This is a genomic window from Pseudomonas sp. S04, assembly GCF_009834545.1.
In the GTDB taxonomy this organism is placed as follows: Bacteria; Pseudomonadota; Gammaproteobacteria; order Pseudomonadales; family Pseudomonadaceae; genus Aquipseudomonas.
On record NZ_CP019427.1, the window covers coordinates 5,232,306 to 5,257,725 of the forward strand.

At 62.1% G+C, this 25,420-nt stretch carries 20 protein-coding genes; 15 read left to right on the plus strand and 5 right to left on the minus strand.

Translation table 11 applies throughout. The annotated features are described in order from the left end of the window. Nucleotides 1-9: 9 nt before the first annotated feature. From PspS04_RS23315 to PspS04_RS23325, 3 genes are read right to left on the minus strand one after another with little or no spacing between them, the layout of a single operon-like run. The gene (locus tag PspS04_RS23315) at nucleotides 10-777 is read right to left on the minus strand and encodes a heme ABC transporter ATP-binding protein (protein WP_095166591.1); all 768 of its coding nucleotides are present in this window, start codon (nucleotides 775-777) and stop codon (nucleotides 10-12) included. Continuing rightward, nucleotides 777-1,760: a FecCD family ABC transporter permease gene (locus PspS04_RS23320; RefSeq protein ID WP_162530239.1), complete on the minus strand. Its 984-nt coding sequence runs from the start codon at nucleotides 1,758-1,760 to the stop codon at nucleotides 777-779. Before PspS04_RS23320 ends, PspS04_RS23315 begins: the two co-directional genes overlap by 1 nt. Before the next feature lie 50 nt (nucleotides 1,761-1,810). Beyond that, complete coding sequence (locus tag PspS04_RS23325; protein WP_159997997.1) at nucleotides 1,811-2,698, minus strand: heme/hemin ABC transporter substrate-binding protein; 888 nt, start codon at nucleotides 2,696-2,698, stop codon at nucleotides 1,811-1,813. A gap of 184 nt (nucleotides 2,699-2,882) precedes the next feature. Between PspS04_RS23325 and PspS04_RS23330 the strand changes: the two genes are divergently transcribed. Continuing rightward, nucleotides 2,883-3,200, plus strand: a complete 318-nt coding sequence (locus tag PspS04_RS23330) for a Rieske (2Fe-2S) protein (RefSeq protein WP_159997999.1) — start codon at nucleotides 2,883-2,885, stop codon at nucleotides 3,198-3,200. Here the strand turns inward: PspS04_RS23330 and sfsA are convergent. Then, entirely contained in the window at nucleotides 3,197-3,910 is a 714-nt protein-coding gene (gene sfsA / locus PspS04_RS23335) for a DNA/RNA nuclease SfsA (protein ID WP_159998001.1), read from the minus strand. The two genes, PspS04_RS23330 and sfsA, sit on opposite strands and share 4 nt — an antisense overlap. Beyond that, on the minus strand, nucleotides 3,910-5,082 hold the full coding sequence (locus PspS04_RS23340) for a pyridoxal phosphate-dependent aminotransferase (protein ID WP_159998003.1): 1,173 nt from the start codon (nucleotides 5,080-5,082) through the stop codon (nucleotides 3,910-3,912). The genes sfsA and PspS04_RS23340 overlap by 1 nt, the downstream gene beginning before the upstream one ends. Nucleotides 5,083-5,415: 333 nt before the next feature. On the opposite strand from PspS04_RS23340, the gene dksA reads away from it, so the two are divergent. From dksA to PspS04_RS23410, 14 genes are all read left to right on the plus strand, one after another. Beyond that, nucleotides 5,416-5,859 (plus strand): RNA polymerase-binding protein DksA, encoded by a 444-nt coding sequence (dksA, locus tag PspS04_RS23345; protein ID WP_095166579.1) that lies wholly within the window; start codon nucleotides 5,416-5,418, stop codon nucleotides 5,857-5,859. Between the two features lie 199 nt (nucleotides 5,860-6,058). After that, complete coding sequence (gene gluQRS, locus PspS04_RS23350; protein WP_159998005.1) at nucleotides 6,059-6,955, plus strand: tRNA glutamyl-Q(34) synthetase GluQRS; 897 nt, start codon at nucleotides 6,059-6,061, stop codon at nucleotides 6,953-6,955. 77 nt (nucleotides 6,956-7,032) lie between these two features. Continuing rightward, a complete protein-coding gene (locus PspS04_RS23355) occupies nucleotides 7,033-7,209 on the plus strand; it encodes a hypothetical protein (protein WP_003176118.1) in 177 nt (58 codons plus the stop codon). Then, nucleotides 7,193-10,147 (plus strand): sensor histidine kinase, encoded by a 2,955-nt coding sequence (locus PspS04_RS23360; protein ID WP_162530212.1) that lies wholly within the window; start codon nucleotides 7,193-7,195, stop codon nucleotides 10,145-10,147. Before PspS04_RS23355 ends, PspS04_RS23360 begins: the two co-directional genes overlap by 17 nt. 22 nt (nucleotides 10,148-10,169) lie before the next feature. After that, nucleotides 10,170-11,606, plus strand: coding sequence for a sigma-54-dependent transcriptional regulator (locus tag PspS04_RS23365; protein WP_095166573.1), 1,437 nt, complete (start codon nucleotides 10,170-10,172; stop codon nucleotides 11,604-11,606). Between the two features lie 765 nt (nucleotides 11,607-12,371). Beyond that, nucleotides 12,372-13,775, plus strand: coding sequence for a polynucleotide adenylyltransferase PcnB (locus PspS04_RS23370; RefSeq protein ID WP_095166571.1), 1,404 nt, complete (start codon nucleotides 12,372-12,374; stop codon nucleotides 13,773-13,775). Between the two features lie 4 nt (nucleotides 13,776-13,779). Next, complete coding sequence (gene folK, locus PspS04_RS23375; protein WP_095166569.1) at nucleotides 13,780-14,268, plus strand: 2-amino-4-hydroxy-6-hydroxymethyldihydropteridine diphosphokinase; 489 nt, start codon at nucleotides 13,780-13,782, stop codon at nucleotides 14,266-14,268. A 245-nt stretch (nucleotides 14,269-14,513) separates the two neighbouring features. Then, nucleotides 14,514-15,314, plus strand: coding sequence for a 3-methyl-2-oxobutanoate hydroxymethyltransferase (gene panB, locus PspS04_RS23380; RefSeq protein ID WP_159998007.1), 801 nt, complete (start codon nucleotides 14,514-14,516; stop codon nucleotides 15,312-15,314). Beyond that, nucleotides 15,311-16,171, plus strand: coding sequence for a pantoate--beta-alanine ligase (gene panC, locus PspS04_RS23385; protein ID WP_159998009.1), 861 nt, complete (start codon nucleotides 15,311-15,313; stop codon nucleotides 16,169-16,171). The genes panB and panC overlap by 4 nt, the downstream gene beginning before the upstream one ends. A gap of 280 nt (nucleotides 16,172-16,451) precedes the next feature. After that, nucleotides 16,452-18,116 carry a glucose-6-phosphate isomerase gene (gene pgi / locus PspS04_RS23390; RefSeq protein WP_095166563.1) on the plus strand — a complete coding sequence of 555 codons (1,665 nt, stop codon included), beginning with the start codon at nucleotides 16,452-16,454 and terminating at the stop codon, nucleotides 18,114-18,116. A 129-nt stretch (nucleotides 18,117-18,245) separates the two neighbouring features. Further along, on the plus strand, nucleotides 18,246-20,183 hold the full coding sequence (gene acs, locus PspS04_RS23395; RefSeq protein ID WP_159998011.1) for an acetate--CoA ligase: 1,938 nt from the start codon (nucleotides 18,246-18,248) through the stop codon (nucleotides 20,181-20,183). Nucleotides 20,184-20,237: 54 nt separating this feature from the next. Then, nucleotides 20,238-21,107, plus strand: coding sequence for an oxygenase MpaB family protein (locus PspS04_RS23400; protein ID WP_095166559.1), 870 nt, complete (start codon nucleotides 20,238-20,240; stop codon nucleotides 21,105-21,107). A gap of 86 nt (nucleotides 21,108-21,193) precedes the next feature. Continuing rightward, nucleotides 21,194-22,210 carry a class I SAM-dependent rRNA methyltransferase gene (locus PspS04_RS23405; RefSeq protein ID WP_095166557.1) on the plus strand — a complete coding sequence of 339 codons (1,017 nt, stop codon included), beginning with the start codon at nucleotides 21,194-21,196 and terminating at the stop codon, nucleotides 22,208-22,210. 93 nt (nucleotides 22,211-22,303) lie between these two features. Then, nucleotides 22,304-25,252 (plus strand): DUF748 domain-containing protein, encoded by a 2,949-nt coding sequence (locus PspS04_RS23410; RefSeq protein ID WP_159998013.1) that lies wholly within the window; start codon nucleotides 22,304-22,306, stop codon nucleotides 25,250-25,252. Nucleotides 25,253-25,420: the final 168 nt, after the last annotated feature.

Here is a 25,420-nt window from a genome sequence, read left to right on the forward strand (position 1 = left end):
GCACTCACCTCAGCGGGCAATGATCAGCGGATGCCCACGCTCCGGGTGCGGCTGCACCAACACCTCCAGGCCGAACACCGCCTGCAGGGACTCGGGGCGCAGTACCTGTTGCGGGGTGTCCAGGGCATGGGGGCGACCGTTTTCCAGGAGCAGAATGCGGTCACAGTAGCGCGCGGCCAGATTCAGATCATGCAGGATCACCAGCACCGCCGCACCGCGATCGGCAAACTGGCGCACGGCCTGCAACGTAGTGTGTTGATGCAGGGGGTCGAGCATCGAGGTTGGCTCATCGAGCAGCAAGGTCTGCCCTGCTTCACCCGGCCATAGCTGCGCCAGCACCCGCGCCAGGTGCACCCGCTGGCGCTCACCACCCGAGAGTGCGGTGTAGCTGCGCCCGCTCAAGTGGGCAACGTCAGCTGCTTGCAAGGCCGCGGCGACAATTTCGTCATCTCGCTGGCGGCCGGTCTGATGCGGCAAGCGGCCCATGCCGACCACCTCCTCGACGCGGAAGGCGAAATCCAGGGTCGAACTCTGCGGCAGCACGGCCAGGCGCTGCGCGCGCTGGGCGCCGTCCCACTCACTCAATGGGCGCTGGTCCAGCCAGACGTGGCCATGATCGGCACGCAGTTCCCCGCACAGGGCTGCCAGCAAGGTGCTTTTGCCAGCACCGTTGGGGCCCAGCACACCAAGCACCTCGCCTGGGTTGAGCGCAAGGTCGATGTCCGCCAGGACGATGTTGCCACCTCGACGGATCTGCAGGTTTTCCACGCGCAGCATCAGGCACGACCTCGCAACAACAGGAACAGAAAGAACGGTGCACCAATGAACGCGGTGACGATGCCGATTGGTAATTCCGCCGGTGCCAGCGCCAGGCGCGCCACCAGGTCGGCCAGCAATAACAGGCTGGCACCCGCCAGGATCGAGGCCGGCAGCAACACCCGGTGATCAGGTCCGGCGAGCAACCGCACCAGGTGCGGCACCACCAGGCCGACAAAGCCGATCATCCCCGCCGCCGCGACAGCCGCACCCACTCCTAGCGCGGTGCAGAACACCAGTTCGCGCTTGAGCCGCTCGACATTGATCCCCAGGTGACTGGCCTCGGACTCGCCAAGCAGCAGCGCATTCAATGCCTTGGCCCGGCGCGGCAACCATAGCGCCACCACCACCGTCACCAGCAGCAAGGGCCAGAGCCGCGCATAACTGGCGCCATTGAGACTGCCCAGGTTCCAGAACGTCAGGGTGCGCAAGGTCGCATCGTCGGCCAGATAAGTGAACAAGCCCACCGCCGACCCCGCCAACGCCGTCAGGGCGATGCCCGCCAGCAACATGGTCGCGACGTTGGTCTGGCCGTTGCGCCGGCCCAGACGATAAACCAGCGCCGTCACCCCCAGGCCGCCGAGGAAGGCACAGATCGACAACAAGTACGGACCGATCGCCTCCGGCATTCCGCCAAACAACGAACCACCGACAATCGCGATCGCCGCGCCGAGGGCCGCGCCACTGGAAACCCCCACCAGCCCCGGGTCCGCCAGCGGGTTGCGGAACAGCCCCTGCATCGCCACCCCAGACAGGGCCAGGACGCCACCCACCGCCAGCCCGAGCAAGGTTCGCGGCAAACGGATCTGCCCGAGTATCAGCTCGGCCTGCTCCAGGCCATCACCCGCAATCGGCAACCCGAGCATACGCAGGGCCGCCCGCAAGGTGTCCAGCAACGGCAAGCTGACGGGGCCCAGAGCCAGGGACAGCCAGGTCGCCAGCACACACAGCAGACCCAGGCCAATGAACAACGAACGCGGTTTTACCAGAGTGCTCATTGGGCGGCAGTGGCCTTGGCGGACTCAGCCGGATAGAAACCGGCAGACAGCTTGACCAGGCTTTGCGGCAAACGCGGTCCCAGGCCGCCGACCAACAGCGTCGGGTCGAGCTCCAGGACGCGACCGGCCTTGGCCGCCGGCGTCGAGGCGAGGATCGGGTTCTGCTTGAACAACGCTTCACGTGCGGCATCGCCGGTCAATGCCCGGTCCGAGAACACCAGGACATCCGGCGTTAGCCCCGCCAGGGACTCCACCGAAAACGGCTTATAGCCACTGTGGGTCGCCAGGTTATGCCCGCCGGCCTGTTGCAGTAGCCAATCGGCCGCGGTGTCTTTACCCGCAATCAACGGCTTGCCCCCGGCGTGGCCCAGCAACAGCAGCACCCCCGGTGCCTTGGCGCTGGCCTGGGCCTGGCTGACCCAGGCCTGCTGCTGCGCAATTTGCTGTTGATAACCGTCGAACAGTGCCGTGGCCTGCGCCTCGCTGCCCAGCAAGCGCCCCAGATGCTGCAAATTGTTCTGCAGGGTGGGCAAGTCCGGCTGAGCCGAGAACAGCTCGACCTGGACCCCGGCACTGCGAATCTGCGACAACACCGGCGGTGGGCCCATTTCTTCGGTGCCGATCAGGATCTGCGGACGCAGGCTCAAAATGCCTTCCGCCGACAGTTGGCGTTGATAACCGATACTCGGCAAGCTCTTGAGTGACTCCGGGTGCTGGCTGGTGGTGTCCACTCCCACCAGCTTGGCCTGCGCGCCCAAGGCACTGACCCACTCCGACAGCGCGCCCCCGGCACTGACCCAGCGTTGCGGCAATTCGGCCGCTGCGGCCCCATGGGTAACCAGAAGTCCGACACAGAGCGCGATAGCGCTGGTACTCAGGCGCATAACAGGGTTTCCTTTCAGGAGTTTTCCCGCACAATCCCAGGCGCTTTGGCTAACGCACCTTCGCGGGCGAAGCCGGCATTTGATAATTGTTAGCATTTGCGCGTCAAGCACGGACATATTTGCTAACCAGCGCACGCAGCACATAACCGCCGCAGGCCAGGGTCTTCGGCACCTGAGGATAGTCATGAAGTTTCTTTGTACCAGCGCCGAACTGGTCGATGCCAGTAGCCGTGGCTTCGAGATTGCCGGACAAAAGATCTTTGCCGTGCGCCGCGAAGGCCGGGTCTACGCTTACCAGAACCGTTGCCCGCACCGTGGCGTCGGCCTGGAATGGCAGCCGGACCAATTCCTCGACCCCAGCGCCAGCCTGATCCAGTGCGCCACCCATGGCGCACTGTTCCTGATCGAGAGCGGTGAATGTGTGGCTGGGCCTTGCGCCGGCCAATCACTCAAGGCCCTGCACTGCCGCGAAGACGCCCAAGGCATCTGGGTCCAAGGCTAAACGCCGAGCAGTACCTGAAGACGCCGATCGACCCTGACTTCCTCGGCGCTCAGGCTCACGCCATAGGCCAACACTTCAACCCCGGCCGCTTTGGCCTGCGCCAGTGCGGCGGCGTAGCCCGGATCGATCTCCACCGCCGGGCGCACTGCCTCGATACCGGTCAGGTTCACGCAATACAACTGCACAGCGCGAACCCCGTCCCGGGCCAGGCACGCCAGCTCGCGCAAATGCTTGGCACCGCGCTGAGTCACCGCATCGGGAAAAGCCGCGACCGCCGAGCCGTCGAACCCCAGGGTGACACTTTTGACTTCGACGAAGGCCGGTCCGTGGGGGTAATCGAGGCGGAAATCGATCCGGCTGTTCTCCTGCCCGTACGGCACTTCCCGCTTGAGCCCGGTAAAGCCGGCCAGCTCGCTGATCAGCCCGGCGCGCAGCGCTTCCTCGATCAACGGGTTGGCTCGCGCCGTGTTGACACACGCCAGGCGTCCCTGCGGGGTCTCGCTGATTTCCCAGGTACCGGGCAATTTGCGCTTGGGGTCGTTGGAGCGGCTGAACCAGACCTGCCCGCCTTCGACCATGCAATTGAACATCGAACCGGTGTTAGGGCAGTGAATGGTGAGCATCTCGCCGCTAACAGTTTCGATATCGGCGAGAAAACGCTTGTATCGTCGGATCAGCCGACCTTCTTCCAGAGGGGGATCGAAGCGCATCAGCCTTGCCAGCTCCGCAAGCCACGGGCAATCCGTTCCACCGCTTCGCGCAACCGCGGCAGGCTCTGGGTGTAGGCAAACCGCACGTGATGCCCGGCCTGGTGCCGGCCGAAGTCCAGCCCCGGGGTAAAGGCGATGTGTTCGGTTTCCAGGAAATGCCGACAGAACGCAAAGGCATCGCCACCAAAGGCGCTGATGTCCGCATACAGATAGAACGCGCCTTCGGGCTCTACCGCGATGCCAAAGCCCAGCTCACGCAACGCCGGCAGGAGGAAATCGCGGCGCCGGCCGAATTCGGCGCGGCGCTCTTCCAGAATGCTCAAGGTTTGCGGCTCGAAACAGGCCAATGCCGCGTACTGGGCCATGCTCGGCGCGCTGATATAGAGGTTCTGCGCGAGCTTCTCCAACTCGCTGACCGCCCCTTGCGGCGCCACCAGCCAGCCCAGGCGCCAGCCGGTCATGCCGAAATATTTGGAAAAACTATTCAGGACAAAGGCACTGTCATCCACTTCCAGCACACTGGCGGCATCGGTGCCGTAGGTCAGGCCGTGGTAGATCTCGTCCACCACCAGGTGGCCGTTGCGCCCCTTGATTGCCGTCGACAGTCCAGCCAGTTCGTCGCGGGTCAGAATGGTTCCGGTGGGGTTGGCCGGAGATGCCACCAGTGCACCGACACTGTCCTGATCCCAATAACGCTGCACCAGGTCCGGGGTCAGTTGGTAACGCACCTCCGGCCCGACCGGCACCAGTTGCGCCGCGCCCTCCACCAACCGCAGAAAGTGGCGGTTGCACGGGTAACCGGGGTCGGCCAGCAACCAGTGCTTGCCTGGGTCCACCAGTAAGGCACTGGCGAGCAACAGCGCGCCGGAGCCACCTGGGGTGATCAGGATGCGTTGCGGATCGATGTTCAAGCCGTAGCGTTGCTCGTAGAAGCCGCTGATGGCTTCACGCAGTTCAGGTATGCCGCGCGCCGCGGTGTATCGGGTTTTCCCCGCCGTCAGCGCTGCCTGGCCAGCCTGGATGATCGGTTCGGCAGTGGTGAAGTCCGGTTCGCCGATTTCCAAGTGAATGACGTCGTGCCCGGCTGCTTGCAGCTCGTTGGCGCGCGCCAGCAGGGCCATGACGTGGAAAGGTTCGATAGCGCGGCTGCGCGCACTGTAGGGCTGAGCCATTAGCCTTCCTTCAACGGGGTAAAAGAAACGATTCTACCCAAGGCCAGGAACGAGCGAGAAGCTAATGCGGTCACAAGACCAAGGTTCATGTGTCATAGAGCCCATACGCAAGGCGCAGGATTGACTAAAATCAATATTTGATCAGGTCTCCAGAGCCGCCAGACCAGGCTTTGCAACCCTTTGCAAGCCTTATGGGCCGCAGCCTCGACATGAGGGAGTAGCGCGGCCTGATTTGATCTGGTAAGTTCGCCCGCTTGCAGCCGCAGGGCCGGCAGGTGTCGGTGATGGAGCAATCCTGCGCAATGGATTACAAGAGTAGAGGCGGTCCATTTCATGCCCACCCAAGCAAAGCAACAGGCAAATCAGTCGATCAGCGGCTTCGAACCCTACGTTGAGTCCAAGGGCGAGGAGTACATGGGCAAGCCCATGCGCGCTCACTTCACCAAGATCCTGAACAAGTGGAAACAGGACTTGATGCAGGAAGTCGACCGTACGGTTGACCACATGAAAGACGAAGCGGCCAACTTCCCTGACCCGGCCGACCGTGCCAGCCAGGAAGAAGAATTCAGCCTCGAACTGCGCGCCCGCGACCGCGAGCGCAAGCTGATCAAGAAAATCGACAAGACCCTGCAACTGATCGAAGACGAAGAGTACGGTTGGTGCGAGTCGTGCGGCGTCGAAATCGGCATTCGCCGTCTCGAAGCACGTCCTACTGCCGACATGTGCGTCGACTGCAAGACCCTTGCGGAAATCAAGGAAAAGCAGGTCGGCAAGTAATCTCGACCTGAACGAAAAACGGAGCGTGCGAACGCTCCGTTTTTGTTTCTGCCTTTTGCCTTTTGCCTTTTGTAGGAGTGAGCCTGCTCGCGATAGCGGTGGGTCGGTCAATATCGGTGTTGAATGTCACACCGCTATCGCGAGCAGGCTCACTCCTACAGGTTGACCTGCGTATAGCCTGAAAAGTAGCTTCGTCTCCATGACTGCCAAAACACCCCCCGACTACATCGGGCGCTTCGCCCCAACACCCAGTGGCCACCTGCACTTCGGCTCGCTGGTCGCCGCCCTGGCCTCCTACCTCGATGCCCGCTCGGTCGGTGGGCGCTGGCTGCTGCGCATGGAAGACCTTGACCCGCCCCGGGAAGAACCCGGCGCCCAGGCGGCGATTCTCAAGGCCCTGGAAAGCTACGGCTTTGAATGGGACGGCACGATGATTCGCCAGAGCGAACGGCACGCCGCCTACGCCCAGGTCCTCGATCAACTGTTCAACCACGGCCTGGCCTACGCCTGCACCTGCTCGCGCAAACAGCTGGAGCCCTATCACGGCATCTACCCGGGCCTGTGCCGCAACGCCGGCCACCCGAGTGAAAACGCGGCGATCCGCCTGCGTGTACCCGAGCTGGAATACCATTTTAATGACCGTGTGCAAGGCGAATACCGCCAGCACCTGGGTCGCGAGGTCGGCGATTTTGTGATACGTCGCCGCGACGGGCTCTACGCCTATCAATTGGCCGTGGTGCTCGACGATGCCTGGCAAGGCATCACCGACATCGTGCGCGGTGCCGACCTGCTTGACTCCACCCCGCGCCAGTTGTACCTGCAGGAACTGCTCGGCTTGCGCCAACCGCGCTACCTGCACCTGCCCCTGATTACCCAACCCGATGGCAACAAGCTGGGCAAATCCTACCGTTCGCCTCCGCTGCGCGCAGACCAGGCCACGCCCTTGTTGCTGCGCGCATTGCGAGCCCTGGGGCAAACGCCGCCTGCCGACCTGGACGATGCGACGCCGGCCGAAGTGCTCAAGTGGGGCAGCATCTACTGGGACGCGACGCGGATCCCGCGCACGCCGAGCCTGCCCGAAGCGTTATTACGCTGACTAAGCTTGCAGGTTGGCGCCCATCCGTTACCATCGCCGCACGTTTTCGGGCACGCACACAATAAAGAGAGGCCGGGATGTACATCTATCGCTTGGTCCTGCTGCTGGTAGTGGGGATCTATCTGTTCTCCCCCGCCATCATGGACTGGTGGATCGACGCCACTGGCGCCTGGTATCGCCCGTATCTGCTGTGGCTGATCCTGATCGTCGTGACCTTCATCCTGCAGAGCCAAAAAGATGCCGATGAGCTTTAGCCTGACCCAGATGATCCTGATCAGCGCCGCCTACCTGGCGGTGCTGTTCGGCGTTGCCTGGATCAGCGAACGTGGAATGATCCCACGGGCGATCATTCGCCACCCGCTGACCTACACCCTGTCGCTTGGGGTCTACGCCAGCGCCTGGGCGTTCTACGGCACGGTCGGCCTGGCCTATCAGTACGGCTATGGTTTCCTGTCCAGTTACCTGGGAGTGTCCGGCGCGTTCCTGCTGGCACCGGTGTTGCTGTACCCGATCCTGAAGATTACCCGCACCTATCAGTTGTCGTCCCTGGCCGACCTGTTTGCCTTTCGCTTTCGCAGTACCTGGGCCGGCGCGCTGACCACCATATTCATGCTGATCGGCGTGTTGCCGTTATTGGCCCTGCAGATCCAGGCCGTGGCCGACTCCATCGGCATCCTCACTCGCGAGCCGGTGCAGCATCGCGTGGCGCTGAGCTTCTGCGCGCTGATCACCCTGTTCACGATTTTCTTTGGCTCGCGACACATTGCCACCCGGGAGAAACACGAGGGCCTGGTGTTCGCCATTGCCTTCGAGTCAGTGATCAAGCTGATCGCCATTGGTGGCGTCGGCCTGTACGCGCTGTACGGTGTGTTCGACGGTCCGCAACAGCTTGAGTTGTGGCTACTGCAGAACCAGACCGCCCTCGCCGCCCTGCACACGCCACTGCAGGAAGGTCCATGGCGCACGCTATTGCTGGTGTTCTTCGCCTCGGCGATCGTGATGCCGCACATGTACCACATGACCTTCACCGAAAACCTCAACCCGCGCTCCCTGGTCAGTGCCAGTTGGGGCCTGCCGCTGTTCCTGCTGTTGATGAGCCTGGCCGTGCCACTGATTCTCTGGGCCGGGCTGAAACTGGGCGCCACCACCAACCCGGAGTACTTCACCCTCGGGATCGGCATTGCCGCCAACAGCAAGGCCCTGGCCCTGCTGGCCTATGTCGGCGGGCTCTCCGCTGCCAGCGGCCTGATCATCGTCACCACCCTGGCGCTGTCCGGGATGGCCTTGAACCACCTGGTGCTGCCGCTGTACCAGCCGCCCGCCGAAGGCAACATCTACCGCTGGCTGAAATGGACCCGCCGCGCGCTGATCGTCGCGATCATCATGGCCGGTTATGGCTTCTACCTGCTGCTGGGCGCCGAGCAGGACCTGGCCAACCTGGGCATCGTGGCCTTTGTCGCCACCTTGCAGTTCCTGCCGGGCGTGTTGTCGGTGCTGTACTGGCCGACCGCCAACCGACGCGGCTTCATCGCCGGGTTGCTGGCAGGCATCCTGGTCTGGCTGGTGACCATGCTGCTGCCGTTGGTAGGCAATCTGCAGGGGTTCTATATCCCGCTGCTGAACATGATCTACGTGCTCGACGACACCAGTTGGCACATGGCGGCCATCGCCTCGCTGGCGGCCAACGTGCTGATGTTCACCCTGATCTCGCTGTTCACCAATGCCAGCACCGAGGAAGCCAGCGCTGCCGAAGCCTGCGCCGTGGACAACGTGCGGCGCCCGCAACGACGCGAGCTGCATGCCGCCTCGCCCCAGGAATTCGCCACCCAACTGGCCAAGCCACTGGGTGCCAAGGCCGCGCAAAAGGAAGTCGAGCAAGCCCTGCGCGATCTGTACCTGCCGTTCGATGAACGTCGGCCCTATGCCCTGCGCCGCCTGCGCGACCGCATCGAGGCCAACCTCTCCGGCCTGATGGGCCCCAGCGTGGCGCAAGACATGGTCGAGACCTTCCTGCCCTACAAGGCCGGCGGCGAAAACTATGTCACCGAAGACATTCACTTCATCGAAAGCCGGCTCGAGGACTATCACTCGCGCCTCACCGGCCTTGCCGCCGAACTCGACGCCCTGCGCCGCTACCACCGCCAGACCCTGCAAGAATTGCCGATGGGCGTCTGTTCGCTGGCCAAGGACCAGGAAATCCTCATGTGGAACAAAGCCATGGAAGAGCTGACGGGCATTGCCGCGCAGCGCGTGGTGGGTTCACGCCTGAGCACCCTGGGCGAGCCGTGGAAGGAACTGCTGCAAGGTTTCATCAACCTGCCTGACGAACACTTGCACAAACAACACCTGGCCCTCGACGGCCAGACCCGCTGGCTGAACCTGCACAAGGCGGCCATCGACGAACCGCTGGCGCCGGGTAACAGTGGCCTGGTGTTGCTGGTCGAGGACCTGACCGAAACCCAGATGCTCGAAGACAAACTGGTGCACTCCGAACGCCTGGCGAGCATCGGTCGCCTGGCGGCCGGCGTGGCCCACGAAATTGGCAACCCGATCACCGGCATCGCCTGCCTGGCGCAGAACCTGCGCGAAGAGCGGGAAGAAGATGGCGAACTGACCGAAATCAGCGGACAGATTCTCGAGCAGACCAAGCGGGTGTCACGCATCGTGCAGTCGCTGATGAGCTTTGCCCACGCCGGCAGCCACCAGCACAATGACGAGCCGGTGTGCCTGGCCGAGGTGGCGCAGGATGCCATTGGTCTGCTGGCGCTGAACCGACGCAACTTCGAAGTGCAGTTCTTCAACCTGTGCGATCCCGAGCACTGGGTCGTGGGTGACCCACAGCGGCTCGCCCAGGTCCTGATCAACCTGCTGTCCAACGCCCGCGATGCAACACCGGCCGGCAGTGCGGTGCGGGTAAAAAGCGAAGCCAGCGAACACACGGTCGACCTGATCGTGGAAGACGAAGGCAGTGGCATCCCGGCGAACATCAAGGACCGCTTGTTCGAACCTTTCTTTACCACCAAGGATCCTGGCGAAGGCACCGGTCTGGGCCTTGCACTGGTCTATTCCATCGTTGAAGAGCATTATGGACAAATCACCATCGACAGCCCGGCTGACATCCAAAGCCAACGCGGCACCCGTATCCGGGTGACCTTACCGCGTCATGTCGAAGCGACGTCCGCTGTGAACTGAGACCGTCGAGAGAATCGAATCAATGCCGCACATTTTGATCGTCGAAGACGAAACCATTATCCGCTCCGCCTTGCGCCGCCTGCTGGAACGTAACCAGTACCAGGTCAGCGAAGCCGGTTCAGTGCAGGAAGCACAAGAACGCTTCAGCATTCCCACGTTCGACCTGATTGTCAGCGACCTGCGCCTGCCCGGCGCTCCGGGGACTGAACTGATCAAGCTCGGCCAGGGCACGCCGGTGCTGATCATGACCAGCTACGCCAGCCTGCGCTCGGCGGTGGACTCGATGAAGATGGGCGCGGTGGACTACATCGCCAAGCCTTTCGACCACGACGAAATGCTCCAGGCCGTCGCACGCATCCTGCGTGACCGACAGACGGCACAGAGCACCGCCAATGAGCGACCGGCCGGCAAGGTCGCCAATGGCAGCGACAAGCCAGGGCTCGACAACAGCAACGGCGAGATCGGCATCATCGGCTCCTGCCCACCGATGCAGGACCTCTACAGCAAGATCCGCAAAGTCGCGCCAACCGATTCCAATGTGCTGATCCAGGGTGAGTCCGGGACCGGCAAGGAGCTGGTGGCCCGCGCCCTGCACAACCTGTCCAAGCGTGCGAAGGCGCCGATGATCTCGGTGAACTGCGCGGCCATTCCGGAAAGCCTGATCGAGTCCGAACTGTTCGGTCACGAGAAAGGCGCCTTTACCGGTGCCAGCGCCGGACGTGCCGGCCTGGTGGAAGCGGCGGACGGCGGGACCCTGTTCCTCGACGAGATCGGCGAACTGCCACTGGAAGCCCAGGCGCGCCTGCTGCGCGTATTGCAGGAAGGCGAGATCCGTCGTGTCGGCTCGGTGCAGTCGCAAAAAGTCGACGTGCGCCTGATCGCGGCCACTCACCGCGACCTCAAGAGCCTGGCGAAAATCGGCCAGTTCCGTGAAGACCTGTTTTACCGCCTCCACGTGATCGCCCTGAAACTGCCGGCATTGCGCGAACGCGGTGCCGACGTCAACGAAATCGCCAATGCCTTCCTTGCACGCCAGAGTGCGCGGGTCAATCGTACCGACCTGAAGTTCGCCCCTGACGCCGAGCAGGCGATTCGTCATTACAGCTGGCCGGGCAACGTGCGCGAACTGGAAAACGCCGTCGAGCGTGCCGTGATCCTGTGCGAGAGCCCGGAAATCTCTGCCGAGCTGCTGGGCATCGACATCGAGCTCAGTGACCTGGAAGAAGACGAATTCATTGGTCTGGCACCGCATCAGGGCAGCACCAGCAACGCCAGCCACGAACCGACCGAAGACCTGTCCCTGGAAGACTACTTCCAGCACTTCGTCCTCGAACACCAGGACCACATGACGGAAACCGAACTGGCCCGCAAACTTGGGGTCAGCCGTAAATGCCTGTGGGAACGCCGCCAACGCCTGGGCATCCCGCGGCGCAAGACCGGGGTAACCAGCGAGGGCTGAACGTTACCTGTCGACTGTGCAGGTAACAGCTGAAAATGTGAAAAAACTGTTACCGCAGCTTTTTCCGTAACAAAAGCCGGGGCTTAAGGTAACGAAGCCCCGGCTTTTTTTCGCCTCGAATAAAGCCCTCTGCCTGGCTAACCCCTTGTTTTACTGGGGATCGCAAAAGTTGGCACGGCTTCTGCTATATGTTTGGTACAAGAACAATAACAAGCAATGCACAAGACAATAAAAATAAGACGAATCGACTCACGCACAATAAAAACAAGACGGCGAGAGGCGTAGCTAACTGATTCTTTTGGAGAGGCGTTGTATTTGGGGCTTGCCCCACAACCAGGCCGAGAACAACAAAAACTGCCCTAAGGCAGAGCCTGAACTGGTTGGATCGATAGATCATTGCAACACAGCGATCAAAGCAATCCGTTTGCTCTTGGCTCCCGATTGGGAGGGTCATGCAGGGAAAACCTCATGACGTGGGCGCGACACAAAAACAAGAAGCCCAAAACCCATAATAAAAATAGAGCACGCAACTACTTCTTGGGGAGCTTCGGCTCCCCTTGTAGTTTCTGCCGTTTAGCCGACTGACACTGCACAATTCCCGCCTTCACGACGGCTTCGCCGGCGAACGCTGCTTCGCATGGCTCGACAGCTGCTACAGAGAACCGCGCAGCTTCCTACACCATCCCTCGACTAAATGCTAGAATCCCGGCCCATCATGCGGTCATTCTTGGTTATGGCCGAACATTCCTTCAAACAGTGCATCCCATGCTGAAGAAGCTGTTCCAGTCATTCCGTTCTCCCAAGCGTCATACGCAACACATTCGCAGCACGCCTGAAGTGCTCAACAGCGGCCAACATTCGCTGCAAAAGGGCCAATTCAGCCGTTACGCAGTGAATATCGTCGAGCGCCTGCAGAACGCCGGTTACCAGGCTTACCTGGTCGGTGGCTGTGTGCGTGACATGTTGCTTGGCATCACGCCCAAAGATTTCGACGTCGCCACCAGTGCCACACCAGAACAGGTTCGCGCCGAGTTTCGTAACGCGCGCATCATTGGCCGTCGCTTCAAGTTGGTGCACATCCACTTTGGCCGCGAAATCATCGAAGTGGCGACCTTCCGCGCCAATCACCCGCAAAACGACGAAGAGGAAGACAGCAACCAGTCCTCGCGTAACGAAAGCGGGCGCATTTTGCGCGACAACGTCTACGGCACCCTGGAAGAAGACGCGCAACGTCGCGACTTCACCATCAATGCCCTGTACTACGATCCGGTCAGTGAGCGCATCCTCGACTACGCCAACGGCGTACACGATATTCGCAACCACCTGATCCGCCTGATCGGCGACCCGACCCAGCGCTACCAGGAAGACCCGGTACGCATGCTGCGAGCGGTGCGTTTTGCCGCCAAGCTGAACTTCGGTATCGAGAAGCACACGGCCGCACCGATCCGCGACCTGGCCCCCATGCTGCGGGAAATCCCGTCGGCACGCCTGTTCGAAGAAGTGTTGAAGCTGTTCCTCTCGGGGCATGCCGCTGACACCTTTGAAATGCTGGTCGACCTGCAATTGTTCGATCCATTGTTCCCGGCCAGCGCCGATGCACTGGAGCACAACCCGACCTACACCCACACCCTGATCAGTGAAGCGCTGATCAACACCGACCTGCGGATCAAGCAGAACAAGCCGGTGACCCCAGCCTTCCTGTTCGCCGCCCTGCTGTGGCCCGCGCTGCCGGCCCGGGTCCTGCGCTTGCAGGACCGTGGCATGCCGCCGATCCCGGCCATGCAGGAAGCCGCTCACGAACTGATCGCCGAGCAGTGCCAACGGATTGCCATTCCCAAACGTTTCACCATGCCGATCCGCGAGATCTGGGACATGCAGGAACGCCTGCCCCGTCGCAGCGGCAAACGCGCCGACCTGCTGCTGGACAACCCACGCTTCCGTGCCGGCTACGACTTCCTGCTGCTGCGCGAAAGCGCCGGCGAACAGACCAACGGCCTGGGCGAATGGTGGACGGACTATCAGGACGCCAACGACAGCGAACGCCGCGATATGATTCGCGACCTCAGCGGCAAGGATGAAAGTGCCGGCGCAGCCCCACGCAAACGTCGCCGCACCGGTGGTGCCAAGCGCAAACGTGCCGCTGACGGCACGAGCGCTTCAGGCGAGTAAGTCGATGGAACGCATCTACATCGGCATGGGCAGCAACCTCGCGGCCCCGCAAGAGCAACTGCGCAACGCTGTACAGGCGTTGACGCAGTTGCCCAAGACTCAACTGACTGGGGTCTCGGCCTTCTATCAAAGCGACTCCCTGCTGCCAGGCCAGCCTCGCTACACCAACGCCGTAGCGGCGCTGGAGAGTGCCCTCGCGCCCCTCGAGCTGCTCGATGCGCTGCAAGCCATCGAAAACCAGCAAGGCCGCGAACGCCTTGAGCGCTGGGGCCCGCGCACCCTCGACCTGGACATCCTGCTGTTCGGCGACCGCCTCATCGACGAGCCACGCCTCAAGGTCCCCCACTACCAGATGCAGGAACGGGCCTTTGTGCTCTACCCCCTGGCTGAGCTGGCCCCCGCCCAACTGGAACTGGCGGACGGCCGTCGCTTGAGCGACCTGCTGGCAGCCTGCCCGTTTGTCGGCCTGGATCGCCTGGCCACCGGCGATTAATCCTACAGAGCGCACCGCACTCTGCTGAATCGCATCAGTAACGCCGGTAACACCCAGGCGGTAACACATCCAATTGACTTCCCGAGTTCTCATCACGACTATAGGCGTCCCGCTGCCGCCAACCCGGCACCAAGGGCGCAATCCAGGCTTTTCAAGCACGACAAAAGACCGTGCGCCTGAGTCCATGAAGAATCACGCGCGTTACTCGCAGTAGTTTTCCAAGCGCCTGAACGAGGATCCTTTTCATGCCAGCTATTACTCTCACCACCCTGCAGTCCCTGAAGCAGAAAGGTGAAAAGATCACCATGCTGACCTGCTACGACGCTACTTTTGCCCACGCCTGCAATGAGGCCGGTGTTGAAGTGTTACTGGTGGGCGACTCCCTTGGTATGGTGTTGCAAGGCCATGACAGCACCCTACCCGTCACGACGGCCGAGATGGCGTACCACGTGGCCTGCGTCAAGCGCGGCAACACTGACGCACTGATCCTCGCCGACCTGCCGTTCATGGCCAATGCGACGACCGAGCAAACCATGATCAACAGCGCCCAGCTGATGCAGGCCGGCGCGCACATGGTCAAGGTCGAAGGTGCACTGTGGCTGGCCGATTCGATTCGCTTGCTGGCCGAGCGCGGGGTTCCGGTGTGCGCGCACATGGGCCTGACACCGCAGGCGGTGAACATCCTGGGCGGCTATAAGGTCCAGGGTCGCAACGAGAACCAGGCACGGCAGATGCGTGCCGACGCCATTGCCCTGGAACAGGCCGGTGTCTCGATGCTGTTGCTCGAATGTGTGCCAAGCGAACTGGCCCTGGAAATCTCCCAGGCGGTGAAGATCCCGGTGATCGGCATCGGTGCCGGCAGCGGTACCGACGGTCAGGTGTTGGTGCTGCACGACATGCTCGGCCTGTCGCTGACCGGCCGTGCGCCCAAGTTCGTGAAGAACTTCATGGCCGGCCAAGAGAGCATCCAGGCGGCCCTCAGCGCTTACGTCACGCAAGTCAAAGCCGTGACCTTCCCGGGTGCTGAACACGGATTTTCTGCATGATCACCGTCAACACCGTACTTGAACTGCGTGCCGCGGTCGCCCGCGCGCGCAGCGAAGGCAAGCGCATCGGATTCGTCCCGACCATGGGCAACCTGCACAGCGGCCACATGGCCCTGGTCACCAAGGCCGCCCAGCAGGTGGATTTCGTAGTCGCGAGTATCTTTGTCAACCCGCTGCAGTTCGGTGCGGGCGAAGACCTGGATAAGTACCCGCGGACCCTGGCCGGCGATCAGGAACAACTGCTGCAAGTCGGTTGCCACTTGCTGTTTGCGCCGACCGTCGAGGAAATGTACCCCGACGGCATGTCCGGCCAGACCCGCGTCAGTGTCCCCAACCTGGCAGAAGGCTTGTGCGGCGCCAGCCGTCCCGGGCATTTCGAAGGCGTGGCGACGGTAGTCAGCAAGCTGTTCAACATGGTCCAGCCGGACCTCGCAGTGTTCGGCCAGAAAGACTTCCAGCAACTGGCGGTGATCCGCGCACTGGTGCATGACCTCAACATGCCGATCCAGATCATTGGCGAGCCGACTGTACGCGCCGCCGATGGCCTGGCCCTATCGTCGCGCAATGGCTTCCTCGATGAGCGACAACGGGCCGTGGCACCCGTGGTGTATCGCACCCTCAAAGGCATTGCCGACGCCATCGAGCAAGGTCGACGCGATTATCCGGCGTTGCTCCAGGCGCAGCTCAAGCAACTTGAAGCGGCCGGATTGCGGCCTGATTACCTGGAGATTCGCCACGCACAAAACCTGCGCCCGGCGACCCCCGAAGATCGCGACCTGGTGATCCTGGTGGCTGCCTTCCTCGGCACCACCCGCCTGATCGACAACCTGCACCTGAACCTCGATACCCCCGCCTAAACCCCGCACGCCCCCCCTGTAGGAGCGAGCTTGCTCGCGATGACGGCATGTCAGTCAATGAGATATAGAATCTGACGACCTCATCGCGAGCAAGCTGACCAGTTCAAGCTCGCTCCCACCACAAAGCCAAGACAGATACCCCCCTCAAGGTTTACTGTTGTCGGCCTGCGTTTTTTAATCATGTCTTCGTAGTTTTACCGGATAATATCTGCCGCCCGGCAGGATGTTCCGGGCTTTTCAGTGTCCTAAAGGCAGTTCAAGTAAAAGGAAACCCGCAGCGATGGCGTACTACCGCAACCCTCAAGACGTTACCGCTCTGCCAGCCTGGCAGGCGCTGAATGATCACCGCCAAGCCATGCAGGATTTCAGCATGCGTGAAGCGTTTAATGCCGACCCGCAGCGTTTCACCCAGTTCACCCTGAGCAGCTGTGGACTGTTCCTCGACTACTCGAAAAACCTGATCAACGAGCAAACCCGCAACCTGCTGGTGGGCCTGGCGAATGAAGCCGGCCTGCAGGACGCCATCAAGGCCTTGTTCAGCGGCGAAATCGTCAACGCTTCCGAAGGCCGCCCAGCGCTGCACACTGCCCTGCGTCGTCCGGTGGGCGACAAGCTGTCGGTCAACGGCGTCAACGTGATGCCGGAAGTGCACAAGGTGCTGAACCAGATCACCGACATGGTCGGGCGTATCCATGACGGCCTGTGGCGCGGCTACACTGAAAAACCGATCACCGACGTGGTGAACATCGGTATCGGCGGCTCGTTCCTCGGCCCGGAGCTGGTCTCCGAAGCCCTGCTGTCCTACGCCCAGAAAGGCGTGCGCTGCCACTACCTGGCGAACATCGACGGCAGTGAGTTCCACGAACTGGCCCAGAAGCTGCGCGCCGAGACCACGCTGTTCATCGTTTCTTCGAAATCCTTCAACACCCTCGAAACCTTGAAAAACGCCCAGGCCGCTCGCGCCTGGTACTTGGCCCAGGGTGGCTCGGAAGCCGAGCTGTATCGCCACTTCATCGCGGTCTCGAGCAACAACGCGGCCGCCGTGGCTTTCGGCATTCGCGAAGAAAACATCTTCCCGATGTGGGACTGGGTTGGCGGTCGTTACTCGCTGTGGTCGGCCATCGGCCTGCCGATTGCCCTGGCGATCGGCATGTCCAACTTCAAGGAACTGCTGTCCGGTGCCTACACCATGGACCAGCACTTCCAGAGCGCACCGTTCGAACAGAACATGCCGGTGCTGCTAGCCTTGCTGGGCGTGTGGTACGGCAACTTCTGGGGCGCACAGAGCCACGCGATCCTGCCGTACGACCACTACCTGCGCAACATCACCAAGCACCTGCAACAACTGGACATGGAATCCAACGGCAAGAGCGTGCGCCAGGACGGTACGCCCGTGTCCACCGATACCGGTCCAGTGATCTGGGGCGGCGTAGGTTGCAACGGTCAGCACGCCTACCACCAGTTGCTGCACCAGGGCACCCAACTGATCCCGGCCGACTTCATCGTGCCGATCGTCAGCTTCAACCCGGTAGCGGACCACCATCAGTGGCTGTATGCCAACTGCCTGTCGCAAAGCCAGGCGCTGATGCTCGGCAAGACCCTGGGCGAAGCGCAAGCCGAGCTGCGTGACAAGGGCATGAGCGAAGAGCAGATCGAGAAACTCGCGCCGCACAAGGTGATCCCGGGCAACCGTCCGAGCAACACCCTGGTGGTCGAGCGCATCAGCCCACGACGCCTCGGCGCACTGGTCGCGATGTACGAACACAAGGTCTTCGTGCAGAGCGTTATCTGGGGCATCAACGCGTTCGACCAATGGGGCGTGGAGCTGGGCAAGGAACTGGGCAAAGGCGTCTACAACCGTCTGGTGGGCAGCGAAGAAGCCCCCGCCGACGATGCCTCGACCCAGGGCTTGATCAACTACTTCCGCGGGCGTCACCGCGGCTGATCTGAAGCCCCGCTGCTACCCCTGTGGGAGCGAGCTTGCTCCCACAGGGGTTTTAGCGCATGACTTGAACCCATTGATCACTCGGCGCATCTTTATCTCTTGTGGCCAAGACAAGAATAAGGAACCGTCATGTTCGATATCAGCACATTCCCCAAAGCCGATGCCGTCCGCCGGGCTGGGCAATTAAGTCAGGACGACTATCAACGCCTGTACCGCCAGTCCATCGATCATCCCGATAGCTTCTGGGCCGAACAGGCCAGGCAATTTCTCGACTGGTCCCAGCCCTGGCAGACCGTCCAGCGCTGCGATATCAAGACTGGCCAAGCCCAATGGTTCGCCGGCGGCCAGCTCAACGTCAGCTACAACTGCATCGACCGTCACCTGGCCACACGCAGTCAACAGACCGCGATCATCTGGGAAGGCGACGACCCCGCTGACTCGCAACAGATCACCTACCAACAACTGCATGACCACGTCTGCCGCCTGGCCAACGTGCTGAAAAGCCGCGGCGTGAAAAAAGGCGACCGGGTGTGCATCTACATGCCGATGATCCCTGAAGCCGCCTACGCGATGCTCGCCTGCTCGCGCATCGGTGCCGTGCATTCGGTGGTGTTCGGCGGTTTTTCCCCGGACTCGCTGCGCGACCGCATCCTCGATGCCGACTGCCGCACAGTCATCACCGCCAACGAAGGCGTGCGCGGCGGCAAGAACGTGCCACTCAAACATAACGTCGACCAGGCCCTGCTCAGTTGCCCCGCTGTCAGTACGGTGATCGTGGTCCAGCGCACCCAGGGCCAGGTCAATTGGCAGGAGGGCCGCGACCTCTGGTATCACCAGGCCGTGCACGATGCCAGCGCACAGTGCCCGCCCCAGCCGATGGACGCCGAGGACCCGCTATTCATTCTCTACACCTCCGGCAGCACCGGTAAACCCAAGGGCGTGCTGCACACCACCGGGGGCTATCTGCTGCAAGCAGCGATGACCTTCAAGTACGTGCTCGACTACCGCGACGGCGAAGTATTCTGGTGCACCGCCGACGTCGGCTGGGTCACCGGCCACAGCTACATCGTCTATGGCCCGCTGGCCAACGGCGCCACCACCCTGATCTTCGAAGGCGTGCCCAACTACCCCAACAGCTCGCGTTTCTGGCACGTCATCGACAAACACCAGGTCAACATCTTCTACACCGCCCCCACCGCGTTGCGCGCCCTGATGCGTGAAGGCTCCGCGCCCTTGCAGGACAGCTCGCGCAGCAGCCTGCGCCTGCTGGGCAGCGTCGGCGAACCGATCAACCCGGAAGCCTGGGAATGGTATTTCAATGCCGTCGGCGAACAACGCTGCCCGATCGTCGACACTTGGTGGCAGACCGAAACCGGCGGCATCATGCTCAGCCCGCTGGTCAGCGCACAACGGATCAAACCCGGTTGCGCCACACAACCAATGTTCGGTGTACAGCCGGTGCTGCTCGATGAGCAAGGCCAGGAAATCAGCGGCCCCGGCAGTGGCGTACTGGCGCTCAAGTCCAGTTGGCCGGCGCAGATCCGCAGCGTCTACGGCGACCCGCAGCGAATGCTCGATACCTACTTCAAGCCCTACCCCGGCTACTACTTCACCGGTGACGGCGCTCGCCGGGATGAGGACGGCGATTACTGGATCACCGGGCGCATCGACGATGTGATCAACGTTTCCGGGCACCGGATCGGCACCGCCGAAGTCGAAAGCGCCCTGGTGCTGCACGACAGCATTGCCGAGGCGGCGGTGGTCGGTTACCCCCACGACGTCAAAGGCCAGGGCATCTACGCCTTCGTTACCCCGATGAACGGCATCGAGCCCGATGCAGCCCTGAAACAACAATTGCTGGCCCATGTCAGCAAGGAAATCGGCAGCTTCGCCAAGCCGGACCTGATCCAGTGGGCGCCGGCCTTGCCGAAAACCCGCTCAGGCAAGATCATGCGGCGTATCTTGCGCAAGATCGCTTGCAATGAACTCGACAGCCTCGGCGACACCTCGACCCTGGCTGACCCGAGTGTGGTCGCGGGGCTGATCGACAAGCGCCTGAATCAATGAGTCCGCTGCGGCCGGTGGGCCGCAGCCTTTTTCTGCTGTTGCCAACGAGTTGTCATGGAATTCATCCGTACCCGCATTGAAACCCAGATCATGAGCCTGAGCGGACTGTCCCTGGGCAAGCTCGACCTGGAGAACCCCAAGGGCGATCCCGGCCTGTTCGGCCCCGACTCGGTGAGCTGGCAGGTCCACGGGGACTTCAGCAGCATGCTCATCGGCGGCATCAGTGCCTTGATGCTGCAAGCCTTGCACCCGCTGGCGCTGGCCGGGGTCTGGGACCATTCGAACTTTCGCCAGGACATGCTCGGGCGCCTGCGCCGCACCGGGCAGTTCATCTCCGGCACCACCTTCGGCTCACGGCAGGACGCCGAGTGGCTGATCGAAAAAGTGCGCACCATCCACCTGCAAGTGGTCGGCACCGCCCCCGATGGCCGAGCCTACGCCGCCAGCGACCCGGACCTGCTGACCTGGGTGCACGTGGCCGAAGTCAGCAACTTTCTCGCCGCTCACCTGCGCTACCGCAATCCGCATCTCTCAGGCGCCGACCAGGACCGCTACTACGCCGAGATCGCGCTGGTCGCTGAGCGCCTGGGCGCCCGTGAGGTGCCGCGTTCGCGCCAGCAAGTCGCCGACTACCTGCAACGGATCCGTCCACAACTGCTGTGCGACGAACGCAGTCGGGAAGTATTGCGCCTGCTGTTGAACGCCCCCGCCCCCAGTCGTCTCGCCAAACCTTTCGGCGGGCTGATGATGCAGGCCGGGATCGACCTGCTGCCGGACTGGGCCAGCGCCATGCTCGACGTCAGCCAGAGCGCACTGCAACGCCAACTGATCCGCGCCAGCATCAACCGCAGTGCGCCGATGCTGCGCTGGGCGGTGCGTAATGGCTCGGTGCAGCGCGCCAAGCGACGTATGGGGCTGTTGTAGGTCCGGGAGCAAACGTGCTCGCACCTCCAGAGAAGCCCCATAGCTGTTAAACTCTCGCGCCCAATTCCCCCTGCAAGGCGCTACGCATGTCTTCCTTGAATCAGGCGCTGCGCGCCGCCCTCGATCATCGCCAAGACTTGCTCGCCGAGCTTCACCAGCAAGGCACCGACTGCTACCGCCTGTTCCATGGCAGCCAGGAAGGCGCCGGCGGCCTGACCGTCGACCGTTACGGTCCGCAGTTGCTGGTGCAGAGCTTTCACCAGGCGCTGGAGCGCGACGACCTGCTGGCGTTGCACGCCACGGTCAATCAACAGCTGGGCCTCGACACCCTGCTGGTCTACAACGACCGCTCCCGGGGCAATTCGCGCATCGACCGGGAAGACACCGTGTACCGCGCCGACGAGGCCGCACTGGCAGACATGGTCGGCCACGAGTGGGGCCTGAACTATCGGGTGCGCGGGCGCCACGCCGGGCAGGATCCGCTGCTGTTTCTCGACCTGCGCAATGCCCGTGGCTGGGTCAAGCAACACAGCCAGGGCAAGAGTGTGCTGAACCTGTTCGCCTACACCTGTGGGGTCGGCCTGAGTGCCGCCGCCGGTGGCGCGCGCGAAGTGTGCAACCTGGATTTCGCCGAGGGCAACCTGGCGGTAGGCCGGGAAAACGGTCAGCTCAATCCGCAGTTGCCGAGCATGCAGTTCGTCCAGTCCGACTATTTCCCGGCAATCCGTCAATTGGCCGGCCTGCCGATCAGCCAGCGCCGCGGGCAAAAGCTGCCCAGCTATCCACGCCTGGAACAGCGCCAGTACGACCTGGTGTTGCTCGACCCACCGGCCTGGGCGAAAAGCGCGTTCGGCACCGTCGACCTGCTGCGCGACTACCAGAGCCTGCTGAAACCGGCGCTGCTCAGCACCGCGGACAATGGCGTACTGATCTGCTGCAACAACCTGGCGAAAGTCAGCATGGACGACTGGCGTGAGCAGGTCCTGCGGTGCGCGGAGAAGGCCGGGCGCCCGGTGCGCGAATGCACAGTGTTGCCGCCAGCCGCCGATTTCCCGTCGATGGATCAGCAACCACCACTCAAGACCCTGATCCTGCAGCTCTGAGTCGCGGCGCCGGAATCTGAATAATCCTGATCGAGGTCATTGCTTCGGAACCAGAATCGCATGCCATACTCCAAGGCACTCCGATTCAGACAGATGAAGCCACACATGCCCAAAGGATTGATTCGCGCCATCGGCGCCTTGTTGACTGCTCTGGCCCTCTACAGCTTGCTGGGCTTTCTGATTCTGCCGGGTATCGCCTTGCGGATCGCCAATCAACAATTGGCCAATTACGCAGCGGTGCCGGCCAGCATCCAACGCATCGAGTTCAACCCGTTCAGCCTGGAGCTGACCCTGTGGGGCCTGAACATCGGCGAGCCTGGCAAGGAGCACGTCGGCTTCGAGCGTTTGTACGCCGACCTGCAGATCGACAGCCTCTGGACCCGCGCCCTGCACCTGGCCGATGTGCAACTGGACAAGCCAAAAACCTCGGTGCTGTTCAGCAAGGACGGCACCCTGAACCTCACCCAGCTGTTCAAGTTGCCGGCCAGTGAACCGACGCCGGCCGACCCCGAGGCCAAGCCCTTCCCGCTGCGCATCGACCGTATCGACCTGGCCCGTGGCTACATCCACTTCCAGGACTTGCGGCCGAGCGAACCCATCGAGTTCCTCTACGACAAACTGGATTTCGAGCTCAAGAACCTGAGCACCTTGCCGGAAGACAATGCCGACATGAACCTGGTGGCGATTGGTCCGGCCGGTGGCCAGATCGACTGGAGCGGCAAGATCAGCCTGGTGCCCATCACGTCCGAAGGCAGCTTGAAAATCACCGATGGCAAGATGAAAGCCTTTTGGCCCTATGTGCGCGACGCGCTGCCACTGGTGCTTGAAGAAGGCACGGTCAGCCTCAGCACCGATTACAAGCTCAACCTGTCCAAGGAAACCGAACTGCTGCTGAGCAACACCTCGGCCAGCATCGCCCCCTTTGCCATCAAGGCCCCGGATGGCCGGCCACTCGCCCGTCTCGAACGCCTGGACATCAGCGAAACCAGCATCGACCTGGCTAAACAACAAGTGATTGTCGGCAAGATCCGCAGCCAGAAACTGGAGACTTGGGCCGCCCGCGAAGCCGATGGCCAACTCGACTGGCAGAAGCTGTTCGCCAGCCAGCCAGCCAAGCCGGCGGTCAAGGCCGAAGCGGTGGATGCACCGGCGGCGGCCGACTCCCCTAAACCCGAGCCCGCTGCGCCGAGCAAACCCTGGCAGGTGCTGCTCAAGGATGTCGAGCTGCGCAATTACCAGGTGCACCTGGCCGATCGCCAAGTCAAACCGGCGGTGGCGCTGGAGGTCGGCCCGCTGAACCTGGACCTGAAAAATTTCGACAGTCTCAATGGCTCGCCCTTTACCCTCAAGCTCGATACCGGCGTGGGCAAGCAAGGCAAGCTGATGGCCGACGGCGAAGTCAACCTGGCCCCGGTCAGCGCCCGGCTCAACGTACAGACCCGGGACATCGACCTGCGGGTCGCCCAGTCCTACATCAGCCCGTTCATTCTTCTGGAACTGCGCTCCGGGATGCTCGGCAGCGACCTGGCCGTCAATCTCAAGAGCACCGAGCCCCTGGCCTTCAACGTCACCGGCAAGGCCCAGGTCGACCAGTTGCACACCCTCGACACCCTCAAATCCCGTGATTTCCTCAAGTGGCAGAAGGTCATGGTCGAAGGGCTGAACTATCAGCACGGCGACAGCCTGTCGATCAATCGAATCAACCTGCAGCAGCCCTACGTGCGGTTCATGATCAATGATGATCGGACCACCAACGTCGACGACCTGCTGATCCCGCAACCAGCCGACAGCACGGCGAAAACCACGGCAGGCAAACCTGCCACCAGCCAGGACAAGCCGCTGGGCATTCACATCGGTGGCATTGCGATCAACGACGGCTCGGCGAACTTTGCCGACTTCAGCCTGACGCCGAACTTCGCCACCGCGATCCAACAACTCAATGGCCAGATCGGCACCATCGACAGTCGCCAGGCCAAGCCGGCCTCGGTGGACGTCAAAGGCAAGGTCGACCGTTACGCCCCGGTGACCATCAAGGGCAGCGTCAATCCGTTCGACCCAATGGCGGCACTGGATATCGCCACCAGCTTCAAACGAGTCGAGCTGACGACCCTGACCCCTTACTCCGGCAAATTCGCCGGCTACCGGATCCGTAAGGGTCGCCTCAATCTCGACCTGCATTACCGGATCACCAAGGGCCAGCTCAAGGCGGATAACAAAGTGGTGGTCGAGCAGTTGGAGCTGGGCGAGAAAGTCGACAGCCCGGATGCGGTCAGCCTGCCGCTGAAACTGGCCGTGGCCTTGCTCAAGGACGTCGACGGCAAGATTTCCATCGAACTGCCGGTCACTGGCGACCTCAACAACCCCCAGTTCAGTGTGATGCCGATTGTCTGGCAAACCCTGCGCAACCTGATCGTAAAAGCGGCAGCTGCGCCATTCAAACTGATCGGCGGGTTGGTCGCCGGCGGCGGTTCCGAAGACCTGGGTACCGTGTCCTTCGCACCGGGCTCCAGCGAACTGAGCAAGGATGCCGAGGGCGCATTGGTCAAACTGGCCAGCGCCCTCAAGGAGCGCCCGGCCCTGCGCCTGGAAATCGAAGGCACCGCCGCGCAAAGCAGTGACGGCCCGTTGATTGCCGAGCAGCGCCTGGAGCGCGAGTACCAGTACAACTATTACAAGATTCTCCAGCGTCGCGGCGACAAGGTACCGGCCCAGGCTTCATTGCTGGAAGTCCCGGAAGGGGAAAAAACCCCGTTGCTCGAAGGGATCTACCGCACTCGCCTAAAAACCCAACCACCGGCTGAATGGAAGGACCTGGGCAAGGAAGAGCGCGCCGCAAAAATGCGTGAAGGGGTCATCACGTTCTGGGCGGGCAGCGATGTGCTGTTGCGTCAACTGGGCCAGGACCGCGCCAGCAGCATCAAGGACTACCTGGTGGACAAGGGCCAACTGGCCGATGACCGGGTGTACTTCATCGATGCCAACCTGGGTCAGGCCGAAAGTGATGGCCGGGTCATCACGCCGCTGCACCTGGACGCTGAATAACCAAGGCTCGCGCAACTTTATCGCAGCCCAATAAAACAGGCCCCGACACGAATGTCGGGGCCTGTGGAGACCACATCCCTGTGGTCGGTCGCATGAACACTAGAGTCGCGACAGGTGCATGACTCGGCTCACCTGCCGCTTCTTCTCCCAGTCCAGGCGAGAAGCCTG